The 18,297-nt window shown below is 47.5% G+C and carries 15 protein-coding genes; all 15 read left to right on the forward strand.

The window, feature by feature from the left end; all coding sequences use genetic code 11:
- The first annotated feature begins 12 nt into the window (after positions 1 to 12).
- The 15 genes from purD (at position 13) to pknB (ending at position 18,217) form a co-directional block, all read left to right on the forward strand.
- Positions 13 to 1,299 carry a phosphoribosylamine--glycine ligase gene (gene purD / locus DEHRE_RS04810; RefSeq protein WP_019226404.1) on the forward strand — a complete coding sequence of 429 codons (1,287 nt, stop codon included), beginning with the start codon at positions 13 to 15 and terminating at the stop codon, positions 1,297 to 1,299.
- A 76-nt stretch (positions 1,300 to 1,375) separates the two neighbouring features.
- The gene (metF, locus tag DEHRE_RS04815) at positions 1,376 to 2,284 is read left to right on the forward strand and encodes a methylenetetrahydrofolate reductase [NAD(P)H] (protein ID WP_019226405.1); all 909 of its coding nucleotides are present in this window, start codon (positions 1,376 to 1,378) and stop codon (positions 2,282 to 2,284) included.
- A gap of 23 nt (positions 2,285 to 2,307) precedes the next feature.
- A complete protein-coding gene (locus DEHRE_RS04820; RefSeq protein WP_025205361.1) occupies positions 2,308 to 4,275 on the forward strand; it encodes an N-6 DNA methylase in 1,968 nt (655 codons plus the stop codon).
- A gap of 70 nt (positions 4,276 to 4,345) precedes the next feature.
- A complete protein-coding gene (gene priA / locus DEHRE_RS04825) occupies positions 4,346 to 6,667 on the forward strand; it encodes a replication restart helicase PriA (RefSeq protein WP_019226407.1) in 2,322 nt (773 codons plus the stop codon).
- Between the two features lie 181 nt (positions 6,668 to 6,848).
- On the forward strand, positions 6,849 to 7,301 hold the full coding sequence (gene def / locus DEHRE_RS04830) for a peptide deformylase (protein WP_019226408.1): 453 nt from the start codon (positions 6,849 to 6,851) through the stop codon (positions 7,299 to 7,301).
- A gap of 143 nt (positions 7,302 to 7,444) precedes the next feature.
- A complete protein-coding gene (gene fmt, locus DEHRE_RS04835; RefSeq protein ID WP_019226409.1) occupies positions 7,445 to 8,392 on the forward strand; it encodes a methionyl-tRNA formyltransferase in 948 nt (315 codons plus the stop codon).
- 158 nt (positions 8,393 to 8,550) lie between these two features.
- Entirely contained in the window at positions 8,551 to 9,240 is a 690-nt protein-coding gene (locus DEHRE_RS04840; RefSeq protein ID WP_019226410.1) for a zinc metallopeptidase, read from the forward strand.
- Between the two features lie 38 nt (positions 9,241 to 9,278).
- A complete protein-coding gene (gene rsmB, locus DEHRE_RS04845) occupies positions 9,279 to 10,694 on the forward strand; it encodes a 16S rRNA (cytosine(967)-C(5))-methyltransferase RsmB (protein WP_019226411.1) in 1,416 nt (471 codons plus the stop codon).
- A gap of 132 nt (positions 10,695 to 10,826) precedes the next feature.
- Positions 10,827 to 11,909 carry a dual-specificity RNA methyltransferase RlmN gene (rlmN, locus tag DEHRE_RS04850; RefSeq protein WP_019226412.1) on the forward strand — a complete coding sequence of 361 codons (1,083 nt, stop codon included), beginning with the start codon at positions 10,827 to 10,829 and terminating at the stop codon, positions 11,907 to 11,909.
- Complete coding sequence (locus DEHRE_RS04855; protein ID WP_019226413.1) at positions 11,887 to 12,672, forward strand: FhaA domain-containing protein; 786 nt, start codon at positions 11,887 to 11,889, stop codon at positions 12,670 to 12,672. The genes rlmN and DEHRE_RS04855 overlap by 23 nt, the downstream gene beginning before the upstream one ends.
- A 13-nt stretch (positions 12,673 to 12,685) precedes the next feature.
- Positions 12,686 to 13,129 (forward strand): FHA domain-containing protein, encoded by a 444-nt coding sequence (locus tag DEHRE_RS04860; protein ID WP_019226414.1) that lies wholly within the window; start codon positions 12,686 to 12,688, stop codon positions 13,127 to 13,129.
- A complete protein-coding gene (locus tag DEHRE_RS04865; protein WP_019226415.1) occupies positions 13,116 to 13,838 on the forward strand; it encodes a Stp1/IreP family PP2C-type Ser/Thr phosphatase in 723 nt (240 codons plus the stop codon). The genes DEHRE_RS04860 and DEHRE_RS04865 overlap by 14 nt, the downstream gene beginning before the upstream one ends.
- Positions 13,839 to 13,890: 52 nt before the next feature.
- A complete protein-coding gene (locus DEHRE_RS04870) occupies positions 13,891 to 15,129 on the forward strand; it encodes an FtsW/RodA/SpoVE family cell cycle protein (protein WP_019226416.1) in 1,239 nt (412 codons plus the stop codon).
- Positions 15,126 to 16,541, forward strand: a complete 1,416-nt coding sequence (locus DEHRE_RS04875; protein ID WP_019226417.1) for a peptidoglycan D,D-transpeptidase FtsI family protein — start codon at positions 15,126 to 15,128, stop codon at positions 16,539 to 16,541. The genes DEHRE_RS04870 and DEHRE_RS04875 overlap by 4 nt, the downstream gene beginning before the upstream one ends.
- Positions 16,541 to 18,217, forward strand: a complete 1,677-nt coding sequence (gene pknB, locus DEHRE_RS04880; protein WP_019226418.1) for a Stk1 family PASTA domain-containing Ser/Thr kinase — start codon at positions 16,541 to 16,543, stop codon at positions 18,215 to 18,217. The genes DEHRE_RS04875 and pknB overlap by 1 nt, the downstream gene beginning before the upstream one ends.
- Positions 18,218 to 18,297: the final 80 nt, after the last annotated feature.

Below are 18,297 nucleotides of genomic sequence, written 5' to 3' on the forward strand. Positions count from 1 at the left end.
GGTGGGAAAACGATGGCTGACTTGTCTGGTTGTCAAAAAGACGGGAAGAAAATTTTGATTGTAGGCTCAGGAGGAAGGGAGCATGCTCTTGCCTGGAAAATCAATCAGAGCACTTCTTGTCAGAAACTCTTTGTAGCTCCGGGTAACGCAGGAACAGAGCAATGGAATGTCCCGATCAAGGCCAATGAACTTGACGCTTTGGTTGACTTTGCCAAGGATGAAGGGATTGATCTTACGGTTGTTGGTCCTGAGGAACCGCTTAGTCTGGGAATTGTCAACGCTTTTCAGGCTGCAGGTCTCAGAGTATTTGGCCCGTCCGGAGCGGCGGCGACACTTGAAAGCAGCAAAGCTTTTGCCAAGGAAATTATGGTACAGGCGAAGGTCCCGACAGCAGACTACCGGACTTTTACCGAGAAGAGCGAAGCAGAAAGATACATCAGACAAACCGGCGCTCCGATTGTCATTAAAGCGGATGGTCTGGCAGCAGGTAAAGGGGTTATTGTGGCAGCTACACTGGAAGAGGCGTTTGAAGGTATCGAGACCATTATGGGTGGGGCCTTTGGTGCTGCCGGAGACAAGGTCGTGGTAGAAGAATTTCTGGAGGGGCAGGAGGTCAGTCTGCTGTGCTTTTGCGACGGTGAAAAGGCTCTCCCGATGACCCCCGTTCAGGATCACAAGAGAGCACTCGACGGGGATATGGGGTTAAATACAGGCGGAATGGGGACTTATTCTCCGCCTCCTTTCTGGACCAAAGCATTGGAACAGGAAGTTATCGATACGATCGCTCAGCCGACGCTTTCTGTTATGCGCCAAAGAGGAACCCCATTTACCGGCGTACTGTTTTTAGGCTTAATGATTACGGCCAAAGGCCCAAAACTCCTGGAATACAATGTCCGGTTCGGTGATCCTGAGACACAGGTTGTGATGACCCTGCTCAAGTCGGACTTGATCCCAATCTTCGAAGCATGTATCGACGGGAAACTGTCCGAAGTCAAAGTCGAATGGCACGATGGCACCGCGCTGTGTGTGGTCATGGCAGCTCCAGGTTATCCGGGTGAATACAGGAAGGGGATTCCGATCAGTCTTACGGTGACCCAAGAAAACCAGGTAGTTTTCCATGCCGGCACGGAGATGGAAGACGGAAAACTGGTCAGCTCAGGCGGCCGGGTACTTGGAGTTACCGTCCGTGATGCATCCATCGCGGCAGCCAGGGAGAATGTCTATGCACTAGTGGACAGCATCGATTTTCCTGATGCCCATTTCCGCACCGACATAGGGATTAAAGGACTCAACATGTGATGATCCAATTCCGGAGCTTATTCCAACCGGAATTGAATGAGTTTGGGATTGTATTAAAGATGAAGGAGGTTTTAGAATGTTTATCAGCGAATTGTTCCAACAGAAAAAGGTCGTATCTTTTGAGATTTTCCCACCAAAGCTTACTTCATCTATAGAGGTCATTTACGATACGATTGATGCTCTGGCACCGCTCCGTCCTGATTTTATCAGTGTTACCTACGGTGCCGGAGGAAGTACCAGCAAAACGACCGCAGAAATTGCATCCATTGTTGAGAATAAATACAACATTAATTCTTTGGCCCATCTGACCTGTATTACCTCTTCCAAAGAACAAATTGAGGGAACACTGACGCAGCTGGCAGACAGCAATGTCTCCAATATTCTCGCGTTACGGGGAGATATTCCAAAGGGTTCGGAAGAGACCGGCAGGGTAAGGGATTTTCAATATGCTTCCGATCTTGTCGCGTATATCCAGAACAAACATTCTTTCTGTCTGGGCGGCGCTTGTTATCCGGAAGGCCATCCCGAGTGCCCCGATAAAGACCAGGATATTGAAAACCTTCGGCGGAAAGTGGATGCCGGAGTCGGGTTTCTTGTTACACAGTTGTTCTATGACAATGACGCCTTTTTTCGTTTCCAGGAAAAAGTTGCTAAGCTAAACATCAATGTTCCGATTCTGGCAGGGATCATGCCAATCACTAATCGGGTTCAGATTGAAAGAATATTAGCACTGTCGAATGCACGGATGCCGCAAAAACTGATTAAAATACTTGACAAATTTGAGCATAACATGGAAGCTTTAAAAGATGCCGGTATTGCTTACGCGACCAAACAAATTGTGGAATTGCTTGCGAATGATATTGACGGTGTCCATATCTATACAATGAACAAACCGCAGATTGCGAAGGACTTAGTCCGCAACCTCGATTCTCTTTTCTATGCGGTGAACAGCCAGGAAACCAGGAAGGTAGGCAACCTGGATTAATCTAAAGCGACAGGACTGCAGAAATGGATAATCATCGAATTGATTCAAAGTTAATCGCTGAAATTCTGGGGGTATCTGTGCCAAGTATCCGCAACTGGGTCCGGCATGGCTATCTCCATCCTTCTGATCCTGACGGAAAGGTCTTTGATCTTGATGAGGTGCTCCTACTTCGGGAACGGATTGCGCAGGGAGAGCTTGACCGCTTAAGAAAAAGAGCAAACAAAGCCGGTGCTGATAAACGATTTGTCCCGACAGAATACATCCCAAACGAAAGAACACGTAAGCAGATCATGGATCTATTGGCTTATCTGCTCCGGCACAACATAGACCGGGGATGGGCAGTCTTCATTCTGGCTTTGAATTTTTTTCGGAGATCGGGAGACATATTGTCCGACGACCTGAAACAAATTATTGATTTCCCGGAAGCTATTTTCCAGCGACAGCATGTCCGCATAGAGCTGAAGAATTTTTATCAGGATATACTCAGGACATCTAAAAAATCTTCTTTAGAATCTTCTTTGAAGTTTTCGTACGGCAGGCCGGATTCACAGCACCTTGAATATCTTTTTAACATCCGTTTTTCTTTAGAAGAAGATATACTCGGTGTCATCTATCAATCACTGACCATGGAGGGAAATAAAGCTCGCCTTGGTTCTTACTTTACCCCACCAGGCATTGCGTATGACGCTGTCCGGGCTTATATCCGCAGCGGACAGAAGGTGCTTGATCCTTGCTGCGGCACGGGACAGTATCTTTTATCCTTTGCCCGGAATATGGACGAACCCGAAAACATCTACGGGATGGACCTCGATCTGACATCGGTAAGGATTGCCAGACTCAATCTTCTGTTGACATGTTCCCGGGATTTTCAGCCTAACGTTATTCACTGCAATACTTTAACCGATATGCGACGGGAATCTTCTGCTTTCGGGAAATTTGATTTTGTCGCCACGAACCCTCCGTGGGGAGCGGAGATTGATCTGGGTGTCCGCCAGAAAATGGCTGTGGAGTTTCCAGAAATAACTTCTGGGGAGTCCTTTTCTTATTTTCTCAGGGCGAGTCTTGATCTGCTGAAAGACGGAGGGGTTATCTCATTTATTCTGCCAGAATCCATTCTGAACATCCGTGCTCATGCCGATATCAGAGGATATTTGCTTGAGAATTGCCAGATCATCAGGATCGAATATCTGGGCAGGAGATTTAAAAATGTCTTCTCAGCCGTGGTCCGCCTCGATCTCAGAAAAGCCTTGCCATCGGTGCAGGACCAAGTTCTGGTGAAATTCCCGGAACAGGAATACCTGGTTTCTCAGGAAAGGTTTCGGAGTAATGACTGGCACATTTTCGATATTTACCTGAGCAGCCAGGAGGAAGTTATTTTCAGCAAGGTCTATTCGACCAGACATACTTACCTGAAAGATAAGGCCGGCTGGGCCTTGGGAATCGTCACCGGAGATAATCGGAGATACCTGCTTCAGATGAACGGGCCGGGTGCTGAGCCGGTCTACAAGGGCTCGGATGTGGACAGGTTCGTTCTGAAGAAGCCGTCTTCTTTTTTACGGTTTCAGCCGGACAAGTTCCAGCAAACAGCACCGGAGCAAAAATATAGGGCGGCGGAGAAACTGATTTACCGTTTCATTTCTGAAAGACTTGTTTTTGCCTATGATGATCAGGGCAGTCTTACCCTGAACAGTGCCAATATCCTGATCCCCGAACCAGGAAACTATCCGGTGAAATTAATTCTTGCTTTATTTAACAGCAGCCTTTATCAATTCCTTTTCCGCAAGAAATTTCATACCCTGAAAGTGCTCCGGGGAGATCTGGAACTACTTCCGCTGCCCTTATGGGAACAGGCAGTGATTGACCATATCCTGCAATTAACAGACCGAATCATCGTTGGGGAAGATCAGTTTGAAATCCTAGATGAATTCATTATGGAACAGTTTAGGCTGACGCCCGAGGAACGCCGTCATATCAGAGATTTTTCCGCATGAATAGATGACGGGTTATCTGCTATAATTGATACATCCAATTTTTTGACATCAGCAGGGAGGAGCCTTGAAATTGAGCGGATACGCAGAGGTGCTGATCGATGTCGCCAACAGGCGTCTTGATCAGAGTTTTCATTATTACATTCCGGACAATCTCGTAATTCATTTGGGGATGATGGTGGTTGTCCCGCTTAAGTACAGAAAAGTCCGGGGCCTCGTTGTCAGTATCAGTTCCGACCCGCCTGAACTCGACGGTGAGCCCAAATTCCGCAGCATAGAAGCGGTCTTGGAGGAAAACTATCTAATTCCACTGGAGCTCATAGAATTGGCCTGCTGGCTTTCGGAGACGACGATCTGCCCAAAAGCGCAAGCCCTTCATTCAGTGTGGCCTTTTTTAAAGGGAAAGGGAGAAACCTGGATGACTTCCATGGCCAGCATGGACGATGAGGACGTTAAAGTTTTGGAGCTTCTCGATCCGGATACATTTCAGGTCTTAAAAACCCTTAACAGGTCGCGCCGGGGAGGTCTGCCGGAAAATGTCCTGCTAAAAAGAAGCGGAGCGAAGAAAGAACTGCTTGAGGATATGCTTAAGCAGGGATGGATCAAAAAAGAAATCCGGTTTTCCGCAAAAGCAGGCAGTCCCGACATGAATGAAAGAAAAAAAAATAACATAGAGAATAAAATTGATATAGACACAGATAAAGACATAGACGCCGATACAAGAAACAATATTGAGCAGATAACAGCTGGTTCCGTTTGGCACATTACAGGCACATTAAGTCCTGCCCAGGAAAAAGCTTTCCAGGATATTCTGGCGTTTCGCAATAAAAATGATGGCGGGACGGTTTTGATCCATGGGATAACCGGCAGTGGCAAGACAGAGATTTATAAAGAGCTGGTGGCAAAGGTACTGGCTGAAGGCGGCGATGTTATTCTGCTTGTACCTGAGATTTCACTTACTTCTCAGATCTCTAGAATATTTCTGGAACAGTTCGGAGATATTGTCGGAATTATTCATTCAGGCATCAGCTCCGGCGATAAACTAGCAATTTGGGAGCAAATTCTGCAACGGAATAAGCGCGTTATTATCGGAGCGCGCTCCGCTGTTTTTGCGCCTCTGTCAAACCTTAAACTGATCATACTGGATGAGGAACACGATAACGCTTATAAACAGGATGAAAACCCAAAATATCATGCGCGGGACGTCGCACGGAAAAGGATGGAAGACAGAGGCGGGCTTGTACTTCTGGGCAGCGCTACCCCATCCCTGGAAGCGTATGCGGCGGCCCAAAGGGATAAGATTGGTCTTGTGTCACTGGAAGAACGCTTCAATCAACGGGCTTTACCCGCTGTCGATATTGTGGATATGAAACAGGAACTGGCCAGCGGCAATAAAACAATGTTTTCCATGGTACTCAGAAACAAGCTTCAGGAGAGAATCGACAACGGAGAACAAAGTATCCTTTTTCTGAACCGCAGAGGTTATTCCACTTTTGTATTTTGCCGTGAATGCGGGTATGTCGCACGCTGCCCACATTGTGATGTTTCCCTGACATATCACAGTCATAATCAGCAGCTGTGTTGTCACTACTGCAATTATCAACAGGATGTTTTTCACCGCTGCCCGGAATGCAACAGCCGATTTATCCGTTTCTTCGGCCAGGGAACTCAAAAAGTTGAAGAAGAGGTTTCCGCTTTGTTCCCAGGAGTTGAAGTCTTACGGCTGGATACCGATACGACCTCCGGTTCTCGGGAGTACAATAGAATTCTAGAACGGTTTCGCAGCGGAGAGGTTCCGATTCTTGTCGGGACCCAAATGCTGGCTAAAGGGCTGGATTTCCCGAACGTTACCCTTGTCGGTGTAATCTCTGCCGACCAGCTTTTCAATATGCCCGACTTTCGATCCAGAGAACGAGCTTTCCAGCTGCTGACTCAGGTTGCTGGCAGGGCAGGACGTGGGGCTAAAGGCGGCGAAGTGGTGATCCAGACCTATTCACCTGAAGAAAGATCGATCCAGCGGGCAGCCAAACAGGATTATGCAGCCTTTTTTTGGGAAGAGATCACTTACCGCAAACAGCAAAGTTATCCGCCGTTTGCTCATATCATCAGGATCATGATTTTTCATGAAAAAGAAGATCGGGTAATCAAAGCGGCTCAGGACCTGGCCAACAGCATCCGTCTGGTGCTTGCTGATCTGAATCAGGAATATGTGATTCTGGGCCCGGCACCGGCTGTTTTGACCAGGCTGAAGAATGAATTTCGCTGGCAGGTATCGGTCAAAGGAAAGAACCCGGCGGTCCTCCGCAGGATCGTCCACCAAGGAGTCCGGGCTTTCTATCTTGGAACGGCCAGCTCAGGGATCAATATCAGTATTGAGGTGAATCCGCTATCTTAAATACAACATATTTGAGGTAGGTCAGCGTGCCACAGTAGCGCTTTCGGCCATTGTGTCATCCCTGACACGTGCTCTTAAGGTGTTAATTGCTTTCAGGCTTTCAGAAATGTATAATTCTATTATATGGTTTTATTATGGGATATTATTTTAGAAATTGCGTGAGAAGGGAGCGGATCCAGTAATGGCCGTTTACCAGATAGTAAAAATTGGAGAAGACATCCTGCGGGAAAAAGCAATAGAAGTCAAGAAAATTACCCCGAATATCATTAAATTGCTCGATAATATGGCTGAGACCATGTATGAGGCGAAAGGGGTAGGGCTGGCAGCTCCTCAGGTCGGCGTATCCAAAAGAGTTGTGGTGATCGACGTGGGAGACGGTCTTTTGGAACTGATCAATCCGATGGTTATCAAAAAAACCGGTTCGGAAGTAGATGAGGAAGGATGTTTAAGTGTCCCAAATAAGACTGGCCGGGTGAAACGGGCGGCCGAAGTGGTGCTTCAGGCCATGGACCGCAATGGAGAGATGAAGGAATATCATGCCGATGGTTTCCTGGCCAGAGCGATGCAGCACGAAACAGACCATCTTGACGGGATACTTTTCGTCGATATTGCAGACAAGATTTATAATGTGTAGTACCTTAGTCCGCTTGACGCTGAAATTGTAGCACGCAGACAAAATATGGGGTATAAGATATAAGATTTATGGCTAAGATTTGCTAAAGGCGCGAAGAGAAAGTCTTTGCATTTAGAATACGGAACGGGAAGTGACAGTGTCAGATGCGGCTTGTTTTTATGGGAACACCGGATTTTGCGGTGCCTGTCCTGGAGGCGCTCTATGCATCAGGACATCAAATCGGCGGCGTTTTTACCCAGCCCGACAAACCTGCGGGAAGAGGGAACAAATTGAAAGCGAGTCCGGTCAAAGTACTGGCTGAAAAGTATGGACTTGCTGTATTTCAGCCTGCCAGGATTAAAGCACCCGAAGCGGTCGACCAGATCAGGGATTTGCAGCCGGACTGCATTGTGGTGGTCGCTTTCGGACAAATCCTGTCCAAAGAGATTCTGGAAATACCACCTTTTGGATGCATTAACGTGCATGCCTCACTGCTTCCGGCTTATCGCGGAGCAGCTCCGGTCCACTGGGCCGTGATGAACGGAGAGTCTAAAACCGGTGTTACAACCATGCTGATGGATGAAGGTCTGGATACGGGCGCAATGCTTATCAGCAAAGAATATGCAATCGTACCGGAGGCCACAACGGGTGAAGTTTACGATGCGCTGGCCCAAATCGGCGCAAAGGTGTTGATTAATACACTCGAAGGATTGCAGAATGGGACCGTTCGGCCGGTACCGCAGCCTAAAGTATTTTCGTATGCACCGCTTCTGAAAAGAGAACATGAGCAGGTGGACTGGTCCTGGGACGTAGCCAAAATCCATAACAGGATTCGCGGACTGAATCCCTGGCCCGGTGCTTTTACCCTTTTCCGGGGAGAACAGGTTAAAATATGGCTAAGTGAGCTGTCCGGAAAACCTGCCTTATCCGGACAGACTGCGCAAAACGCTTTGCCGGGAAGCATTTTGTCCCTTGCTAAGGGAGGACTGCTGGTTCAGACCGGGGAAGGTATTATAAAAATTTTAGAGCTTCAGCCTGCTGGGAAAAAGAAAATGCGTGCCCAGGACTTTTATAATGGATACAGACCTAAAGCAAATGATCGTTTTGAGTAAACGATCGCACTCATCTTTCCTTCTTTTAAGCAAAATCTAAGAATAAATGGATATACTTCTAATAGTTAAACAATGATTGTTTTAGTGCCTTGAATTATACATAAGAAGCATGACTCCTATGCTATTTGAGCAGGTCTAGCTTTTTAAGGAGGAAGATTATGTTTTTATTTGATTACACGATTATACTGCTAATTCCAGCGATTATTCTTACTGTCTATGCTCAGGCCAAGATCAGTGGTGCTTACGGCAGATATTCCAAAATGAGGAGCAGTTCGGGAGCGACGGGCGCAGACGTGGCCAGAGCGCTGCTGAATGAGAATGGCCTTTATGATGTTCAGGTAGAGCAGGTTGCCGGAAACCTTACGGATCACTACGACCCGAGGACTCATGTTGTGAGGCTCAGCAGCGGTGTATATAACAGTACGTCCATTGCAGCGCTGGCTGTCGCGGCTCACGAAACAGGTCACGCTGTGCAGCATGCTGACAGCTATGTTCCGTTGAAGCTCAGGTCGGCCTTTGTGCCAGTGGCTTCATTCGGCAGTCAGGCAGGACCCATCTTGATCCTTGTTGGACTGTTCCTGCCGTCTATATCCTTCTTGTTGGATATTGGGATTTATGTTTTTGCGTTTGCAGTTTTGTTCCAAATCGTTACGCTTCCTGTTGAATACAATGCCAGTAACAGAGCCTTAGCTTTTCTGGGAGACAGCGGCATTATTAAAGATACAGAAGAGATGACAGGTGCAAGAAAGATGCTCAGTGCGGCAGCCCTGACCTATGTCGCCGCAGCACTGACTGCGATCCTGACTTTGCTGCGCTTTGTGTGGATTGCACAAGGCCGGGATGATTAATACCGAATCAAGAGAATAAAAAAGATTGGGATAGAAAAATGACGGAGAAGAATAACCCTATTACTGAAGAAAAAACCAAACGTACGCGGAAACGCATAAACGATCAAAACGCACGGCTGATAGCCGTGCGTATTCTTACGCGGGTCGAAAAAGAAGGGGCCTATGCCAATCTTCTTTTACGTTCCCAGCTTTCAGGACTGACCCAGAGCCGGGACAGGAATCTGGCTACTGCTTTGGTCAACGGGGTATTAAAAAACAAATTGACGCTGGATTATGCGTTGAGAAAACATCTGAATAAGCCGATGTCCGCATTGCCGCAGGAAGTCAGGGCGGTTTTAAGGACCGGTGTTTTTCAGATACTACTCATGGACAGAGTGCCGGTGCCCGCCGCGGTCAATGAGAGTGTTGACCTGATGAACCAACTGAACCGAACCTATTCCCCCCTTGTCAACAGTGTCCTGCGCAAGGCGGCTGAAACAGGCTGGAATTTTGAATGGCCAGACCAAAAGAAGGAAACGGTCCGCTATCTTTCGGTCAGATATTCCCATCCTGAATGGATGATCAAGCGCTGGCTGGCAAGGTGGGGGCAGGAAGAAACAGAAGCTTTGCTCAAAGCCAACAACGAACCTTCCCTTACTTCTATCCGTGTAAACACCCTAAAGACAACAAGGCAGGAACTAAAAACCTTATTGGAAAGTCAGGAAATTGAGGTCGTGGACGGAGAATACACACCGGAAAGTTTAATTCTGAAAGATTTTGGCGGATTGGACCAACTTTGGGAATTCCAAAACGGATATTTCACGGTTCAGGATCAGAGTTCTCAGTTGGCTGCTCATCTATTGGGAGCGCGGGAAGGGGACAGCGTATTGGATGTCTGCAGTGCCCCGGGAGGGAAGACAACCCATCTGGCGCAATTGATGAAAAACAAGGGAACCATTGTTGCTGTAGATATGTATCCCCAAAAGCTTGATTTGATCAAGGAATCAGCCGAGCGGCTCGGAATTACAATGATAAAAACTGTTGAGAGCGACGCCCGGATTTTGGAAGGAATCGGAGAGAAGTTTGACCGGGTCCTGGTTGATGCGCCCTGTTCGGGCTTGGGTGTGCTTAGAAAAAGAGCTGATCTGCGCTGGCAGAAGAGAGAAGACGAGATCAGCAAACTGCCAGAACTCCAGCTGGCAATCCTGCTGAAAGCTGCCGATCATGTGCGGGAAGGCGGAGAGCTTGTTTATTCGACCTGTACCACGGAGCCGGAAGAAAACTTTGAAGTGATTAAAGCTTTCCGGCAGCTTAAGCCCGAGTTTGTTTCCGTCGACTTGTCGGGAAGTTTGCCTTTTGCAGCAGAGGAGAGAGATCTGAAACAACTCCGGAAAGGGGTATGGCAGATCCTGCCTCATCATCACAATATGGATGGATTCTTTATCGCTAAGTTTCGAAGGCCATGGATGGCCTAGTGACGCGATGCTACGGATAGCAAGGAGCGGCAAGAAGATTTTATAGCAAGTCTATGTGCTTTAATTGACAAAGCTTTACGTCTGGCGGAAAAACATGTTTAAGATCATGAAATTGGGAGAATAATACTAATTATGGAAAAGTTGGATTGCCGCGGTTGTCTTGAAGGAGAGATGCGTGCAGCATGCCTCGAAAACGGCTTAAAAAAGTTTAGGGCCAATCAGGTTTTTAACTGGGTTAATGCCAGAGGAGTTCATCATTGGGATGAAATGAAGAATATCGGGAAACAGGACAGCGAACGGCTTGACAGGGTTTTCTTTATCCAGCCGCTGACTGTTTTAAAAGCGCAGCGCTCTGCCGATGGGACCCGGAAGTTTTTATTTCGCCTGGCTGATGGAGAAAGCATTGAAACGGTTCTGATGGACTATGATCATCTGACAAGCCGGGACAGACACACGTTATGTGTCTCGACTCAGGTAGGATGCCCTGTGGGATGCCCTTTCTGTGCAACCGGAATGGATGGATTCCGCCGAAACTTGACTGCAGGAGAGATCACCGGCCAGGTGCTCGAAATCAGTCGGCTGCTTCAGCAGGAAGACCCGAAATTCACGGTAACCAATATTGTTTTCATGGGGATGGGCGAACCTTTTCTTAATTATGATGCGGTGATGAAAGCGATTCGAATCCTGAACAGCGAGAACGGTCAGAATATCGGCATGCGGAGAATGACCATCTCGACGAGCGGTGTTGCCCCCAAGATTATTCAACTGGCACAGGACAACCCGCAAGTCGGTTTGGCTGTATCGCTTCATTCAGTCAGAAATGAAGTCAGGGATACGCTGGTTCCTATCAACAGGAGATATCCATTGCAGGAACTGCTGGAAGCCTGCCGGTATTATTCCGATCAGACGAACAGAAGAGTTACATTTGAGTTTGCTTTACACCAACAGAATGTCTCCAAAGAGGAAGCAGAAAAACTGGTCGTTCTCCTTAAGGGCATGCTGGCCCATGTCAATTTGATCCCCATTAATCCGGTAATCGGCAGCGACGTTCAAAAAGCGGGCAAAGAGCGGTTAACGATGTTCAAAAGGGTTCTCGAAGCGGGCAAGATTCCTGTTTCGATCAGAGAAGAAAAAGGCCTGGACATTGACGCAGCCTGTGGTCAGCTTAGACAGCGTTTGGAGTGTGAGGAGTATGCGTCTCTTAAACAAAGTTGAATCGATCGCCGAACAGATGGCTACATTTTTGTTCAGCAAGTCGGTAGGTACGATTCAGCCTGTTCAGGTTGCCAGGGAACTAAATAAAATCATGCTGAAAAATAAACAGGTCAGCATATCCCATGTCTATGTCCCGAATGTTTACACCGTAAGTTTAAACCCAAAGGATTATGCGGTATTGGAAAGTTTTGGAGAGACACTGCTGGTGGAGCTGGCCAAACATCTCTATGACGAAGGGACCAGGCAGGGCTACACTTTTCTGGCGCTTCCGGTTGTGCGGATGCAGCCTTCGGAGAAGATGGATGCTGGCTTAATTAAAACCCAGATTGAGTTTAAAGATTCTGTTGTCGCCAATTGGCGGATTAACGAAGAAAAACCGCCTGCGGAAGATGAAGAAATGGAAAAAACAACAGTTCTGGCGGATGCTGCAAGATTAATCATGGCATCATCCAAAACAATCGGCAGGAAAACTCATCCTTATCTCGAAGTTATAAAAGGGACAAATGAAGGTGAGATTTACGATCTTAATAAGGACGAGTATATCGTCGGACGCCAGGAAGATTGTGATATTGAAGTCGGAGACCTGGAGATCTCCCGTCACCATTTGAAGCTTTATACAGAGAATAGAAGGTGGTTTGTTCAGGATCTAGGCAGTACCAACGGTACCTATCTGAACAAATTAAGGGTTGACCGCTATATGGTAAATCCTGGGGACAGGATAAAGGCCGGACAAACGCATTTTCAATTTCAGGTAGATAAGTAAAGTCGGTGATTGAATGCAAATGCTTACGGTAGTTGGAAGGATTGTATTTGTTGGTTTTATCTATCTCTTTCTCTTACGGATATTGACGGTTATGCTGGCCGATTTAAGGTCGAAGGGAATCATGAGCAAAACCGAATCTGATCTTGGCTGTATCGAGGTCTTAAGCGGAGCTGAAAAGCTGCCCAAAGGACGCAAGATCAAGATTGATTCCCGAGGGCTTTCCATCGGAAGAGGAAAGCACAACGATATCGTCGTTCCGGACCATTATTGTTCGCTGGATCATGCTGAATTCAAGCACAACAGAGGGATGACAACGCTGGAGGATGTTGGGAGCACGAATGGTACCTGGGTGAACGGAGAACGGATCAACTCCCAGGTCCAGCTTGTTTCCGGTGACTTCATCAAGATAGGCAGCATTACTTTTCTATATTCGAGGTGGGGAAATGAAAGCAGTTAGGATTTATGAGACCGGTTGTGTTAGAAAAAACAATGAGGATTATTTTCTTATATTGCCGGAGGAGTCATTTTTTGCGGTGGCCGATGGAATGGGTGGACATAATGCCGGGGAAATAGCTTCGAGGATCGCGGTCGAACAATTAGAGGAAAAAGCAGCTGAATTAAAATCTACGGATATTCAGGATATGCAGGACTGGATCGTTCAGGCTGTGAATCAGGCCAACCGTGAAGTATACGAAGTATCGCTTCGGACTGAAGGGACGGAAGGCATGGGAACAACTCTGACTGCTCTGATGATCTATGACAATAAAGCCGTTGTTGGCCATGTGGGCGACAGCAGGATTTATTTATGGCGAAATCAGACCCTCACGCTCCTGTCGGAGGATCATTCGATGGTTAACGAACTTGTCCGCCTCGGGGAGCTGACGGAGGAGAAAGCCAAAAATCATCCGCACAAGCATATTTTGTCCAGAGCGCTGGGTGTGGAGCTCAACATTGATGTAGATTGTTTCCAACTTAAAGTACAGGACGGAGATGTTTTTCTTCTGTGCACGGATGGCTTTTCAAATGAAATCAGTGATCAGGAGATTGCTGCGGAGTTTTCCGAGGCTAAATCATGGGATGACCATCTCGAAACCTTGAAGAATGTTGTGATCGAACGGGGGGCTCCGGATAATTTTACGGCTATATGCTGTATTGTGGAGCGGTGAGAACATGCTACATCGTCTATCTTTGAGAGTTCTGACTTTAGTAATTCTATGGATGGGACTTGGTGTACTGAAACTTGATGATATGACTGAAAGCGGTTTTTTCCTGCAAGGAGCTGTATTTTCTTTTTTGATCCTAGCAGGTGCCTTGTTTGAAATATTTTTTTGCTATCAGGGAGATCCGTATCTCCTGCCGGTAGTTCAGACCATCCTCGCGATTGGCTTGGTTTTTCTAACAAGGATCAATCCTGCCCTGGCGGCGGACCAATTTATCTGGGCGAATCTGGGCTTGATCATTTACTATGCTGTCTTTCTTATTTTACGAGATTACCGCAAGCTTGGTGAGTATCAGTATCTCTGGGGAATGCTGGCCTTGCTTATGCTTCTGCTGACGCTGATATTTGGGACCACCATCAATGGTGCGACAAGCTGGTTTAGGTTTGCCGGGATGGGTTTCCAGCCCGAGGAGCTCGTCAAAGTGGCCCTGCTTCTTTTCCTGGCATCCTATTTAAGTGATAATAAAGAGCTTTTACGTTTTGGAACGATTCAGGTTGGGAAATTTTCTCTGCCTGATGCCAAAACAATGGGCCCGTTTGTTTTTATCGGCGTATTTGTTCTCGGATTGCTGGGTGCCCAGAAAAGCCTTGGAACGGCGCTGGTATTCTTCCTTCTCATGGTGTTTATCTTGTATGTCGCAACCGAAAGACTGCTTTATCTCGTGGTTTCCGTTCCGCTGGTCATGGTGACCGGGGCAGCTGGTTATATCCTGTTTGATCATGTCCGCGTAAGGGTTGCTACCTGGATTAATCCGTGGCTGGATGCCAGCGGCGGGGCTTATCAGATCTCCCAGTCGATCTTTGCCATAAGCGGGGGAAGGCTTCTCGGGACAGGTCTCGGAAATGGGATAGGTGCTTACCAGATTCCGAATGCGGACACTGATTTTATCTTTTCGGTAATTGCTGAGGAAATTGGTTTTATTGGCGCAATGGCAGTCATCAGTCTGTTTATTATTGTTGTAATGCGCTGTTTCTGCGTCAGCACCAGAGCTGTGGATCGGTTTGGCCAGATCCTGGCGGCGGGAATAGGCATTCTGATCGGTGTGGAAGCGCTGATCATCCTGGCTGGGGTGACCAAAATGCTTCCGCTTACAGGTCTGCCTTTGCCTTGGATGAGCTACGGGGGAAGTTCCATGGTCGGACACTTTTTACTCCTTGGGATTCTGGCCGGCATTTCTCATAGCTCAGCTTTCTCCGTGAGTCAGATACCAATTGGAAAGCAGGCAGATGCCTTATGAACAATGGAATCCGCAAAATTGCACTGATCATGGTTTTTAGCTTTGTTTTTCTAAGCCTGGGTCTGGTATACTGGCAAGTGGTTAAGGCCGATGAGATGCTGGATAATCCAGCTAACCGGCGCGCGATTTATTTAGAGGAAAGAATTACCCGGGGCGGCATTTTTGACCGCAACGGCGTTGTTCTGGCAAAGACGGAGCAAACCGCTGACGGAAAAGTCAGAACGTATCCGCAGGGTGAGATGTTTGAGCCTTTACTGGGGTATGCCACAGTAAAATACGGTTCTGCCGGCCTTGAAGCAACGGAGGCGGAAACACTTCTCGGAATGAAGAATCCTTCCATTCTCAGACGGATTCAGAATGCATTTGAATTGCAGAGAACAGGTAATGACCTGATACTGACACTTGATTCCCGTCTACAGGAGACTGCTTATCAGAGTTTGCAGGGCAAGACCGGAGCAGTGGTGGCAATCGATCCACAAAACGGGGATGTTCTGGCGCTGGTCAGTCAGCCAAGCTATGATGCTGGAGCAATTGAACAGGACTGGGACGAAATTATTGCCGAGGCGGACAGTCCGCTGGTGAACCACGCTTTCTCGTTGTTTCCTCCAGGATCAATTATGAAAGTTGTTACTTCAGCAGCCATTTTTCAGGCAGGACTCGACACGACAGAACTTTATGATTGTGAAGGTTCTACTGTGATTAACGGGCAGACGATCCAGGAACAAAATGATAAAGCGCACGGCTGGGTCAATTATGATCTTGCTTTGGCCTACTCCTGCAATACTTATTTTGCTCAGTATGGGATCAAAGCTGGTGTGAATCATTTTTTGGAGGCTGTGTCCAATTTCGGATTTGGCAGGGATATCCCGTTTGATCAGTATGTTCCGATCAGTTCAATTACCAGAGATGACCCTTTGCCGGAGAACTTAAGCCTCAATTTGTTTGCCGAGAGTACCTTCGGTCAGGGTCAGGTAATGGTTAGTCCTTTCCATATGGCCTTGATCACAGCCGGAGTTGCCAATGACGGCAAAATAATGGTTCCACATTTGATTGACAGTGTGCTCGATTCCAAGCAAAATAGTATCTATCGAAGGACACCTGAAGTTTGGCTGACGCCTCTCAGTAAGGAAGAAGCAGAAAAAATAACAAGCGGCATGGTTTTGGCTGTCAATAAAGGAACAGCATCTCCCGGAGCCATATCTGGGGCCCAAATAGCAGCAAAAACCGGCTCGGCTGAACCGGGCGGAGACGGGGATACCCACGCCTGGTATATTGCTTTCGCTCCTGCGGAGAATCCGGAAATAGCTGTAGCGGTCCTGGTGGAACATGGCGGAACCGGCGGCGGAGCGGCAGCGCCGATCGCTAAAGCAGTCATAGAGAAAGCACTTGAATTGAAAGAAGGTGAAAACTAATGGAAAAGATGTTCGGAGGAAGATATGAAATAGAAGAAAAGATTGGGGCCGGAGGGATGGCAATCGTCTACCGGGCCAAGGATACATTACTGAACAGAACCGTTGCTATCAAGGTCCTGCGGGAACAGTACGCTTCCGATGAGGGTTTTATCCGTCGTTTTCGCCGGGAAGCGCAGTCTGCAGCCAGCCTGTCTCACCAGAACATCGTTTCGATCTATGATGTGGGCAGAGACGGGAACGAAGATTATATTGTCATGGAGTATGTCAAAGGCCAGACGTTAAAGGATATTATCCGTACGCAAGCGCCTCTTTCCCAGGATAAGGCGATTCATATTATCCGTCAGATTGCTGAAGCACTGGTTCATGCACATGCCAACAATATTATTCATCGGGATATCAAACCGCAGAATATTTTAATTGCATCGGATGGAAGGGCCAAAGTTACTGATTTTGGGATAGCCAGAGCCGCCTCTTCGGCAACCGTCACCCATACCGGGGATATCGTCGGCTCAGTGCATTACCTGTCACCGGAACAGGCCAAGGGTTCCCAAACCACGGAACAGTCCGATATCTATTCGCTTGGAATCATCCTTTATGAACTGATTGCGGGAAGGCTTCCGTATGACGGAGATACCGCGATTACCATTGCCTTGAAGCATATCCAGGAGGAAGTCGAGCTGCCCGGGAAGCTTGTTGCCGGAGTCAGCCCGGAACTGGAAACAGTGATCATGAAAGCACTGGCCAAATCACTTCAAGACCGCTATAAAAGTGCAGCGGAATTTCTCGAGGATCTCGACAGGATCGAAGCCGGAGAGACCATTGTTTGGGAAAAAAGACAGGCCAGAGACCATGAAGATACCATGCAGACCCAGGTTCATAGGGGCTTGAAGGATAAAGTAATCCCGAATGAGGCCAAGAATGATGCGCTTCTGCGTACCAAAAAGCGCAAGAAAAAAATTCCGATGCTGGTTATGATTGCTATTGCCGCACTGATTGTAGTTGTCGGGACATCCTCAGGAGTTTGGGTTTTCACCCATACACAGGTGGTTAACGTTCCGGATCTTACCGGTAAGACTGTAGAAGAAGCTACAATCGAATTGACCAAAGCCCGTCTGGCTCTCGGCAACCGGACCGAAACCTACAGCGATAAAATTAAGCAGGGTGGGATTGTTTCTCAAAGCATTAAGCCAAAGAGTGAAGTTAAGGCTGGAAGGTCAGTGGACATTGAGATCAGCAAAGGGGTAGAATACATTAAAGTACCGAATGTAACAACCGGGTATCCGCTTCAGGAAAACGCTGAGAGTACGCTTAAGGAAGCCGGTTTTACGAATATTTCGGTCAAAACAATGCTGAGCGCTTCCATTTCGAAAGGACATGTTTTTGGACAATCGGTTGCGCCCGGTTCGACCTGGACAAAGAACGGAGAGATCGAACTGTTTGTCAGCGAAGGAATTCAACCAACGATTACCGCTATGCCTGATTTTACAGGCATGTCACTGGAGTTTACCACGGATTACCTAGAAAAATACGATATGAAAGTAATGCCGATCATGGAAGAATCGGATTTGTTTCCGGAGAAAGCCGTGATTACCACTGAACCCAAACCGGGCAAACCAATCCAGCAGGGTTCGGAAGTGACCATTGTTGTGTCTCAGGGACCGGGGCCCCCGGCCTAAAATGACCCAAATATCTGATGCAATCATTTTTTTGACATGATAAGAGGTACAGGAGTAATTTGAATTAGAGCGGAGGAAAG

The sequence above is a fragment of the Dehalobacter restrictus DSM 9455 genome (assembly GCF_000512895.1).
Taxonomy (GTDB): Bacteria; Bacillota; Desulfitobacteriia; order Desulfitobacteriales; family Syntrophobotulaceae; genus Dehalobacter; species Dehalobacter restrictus.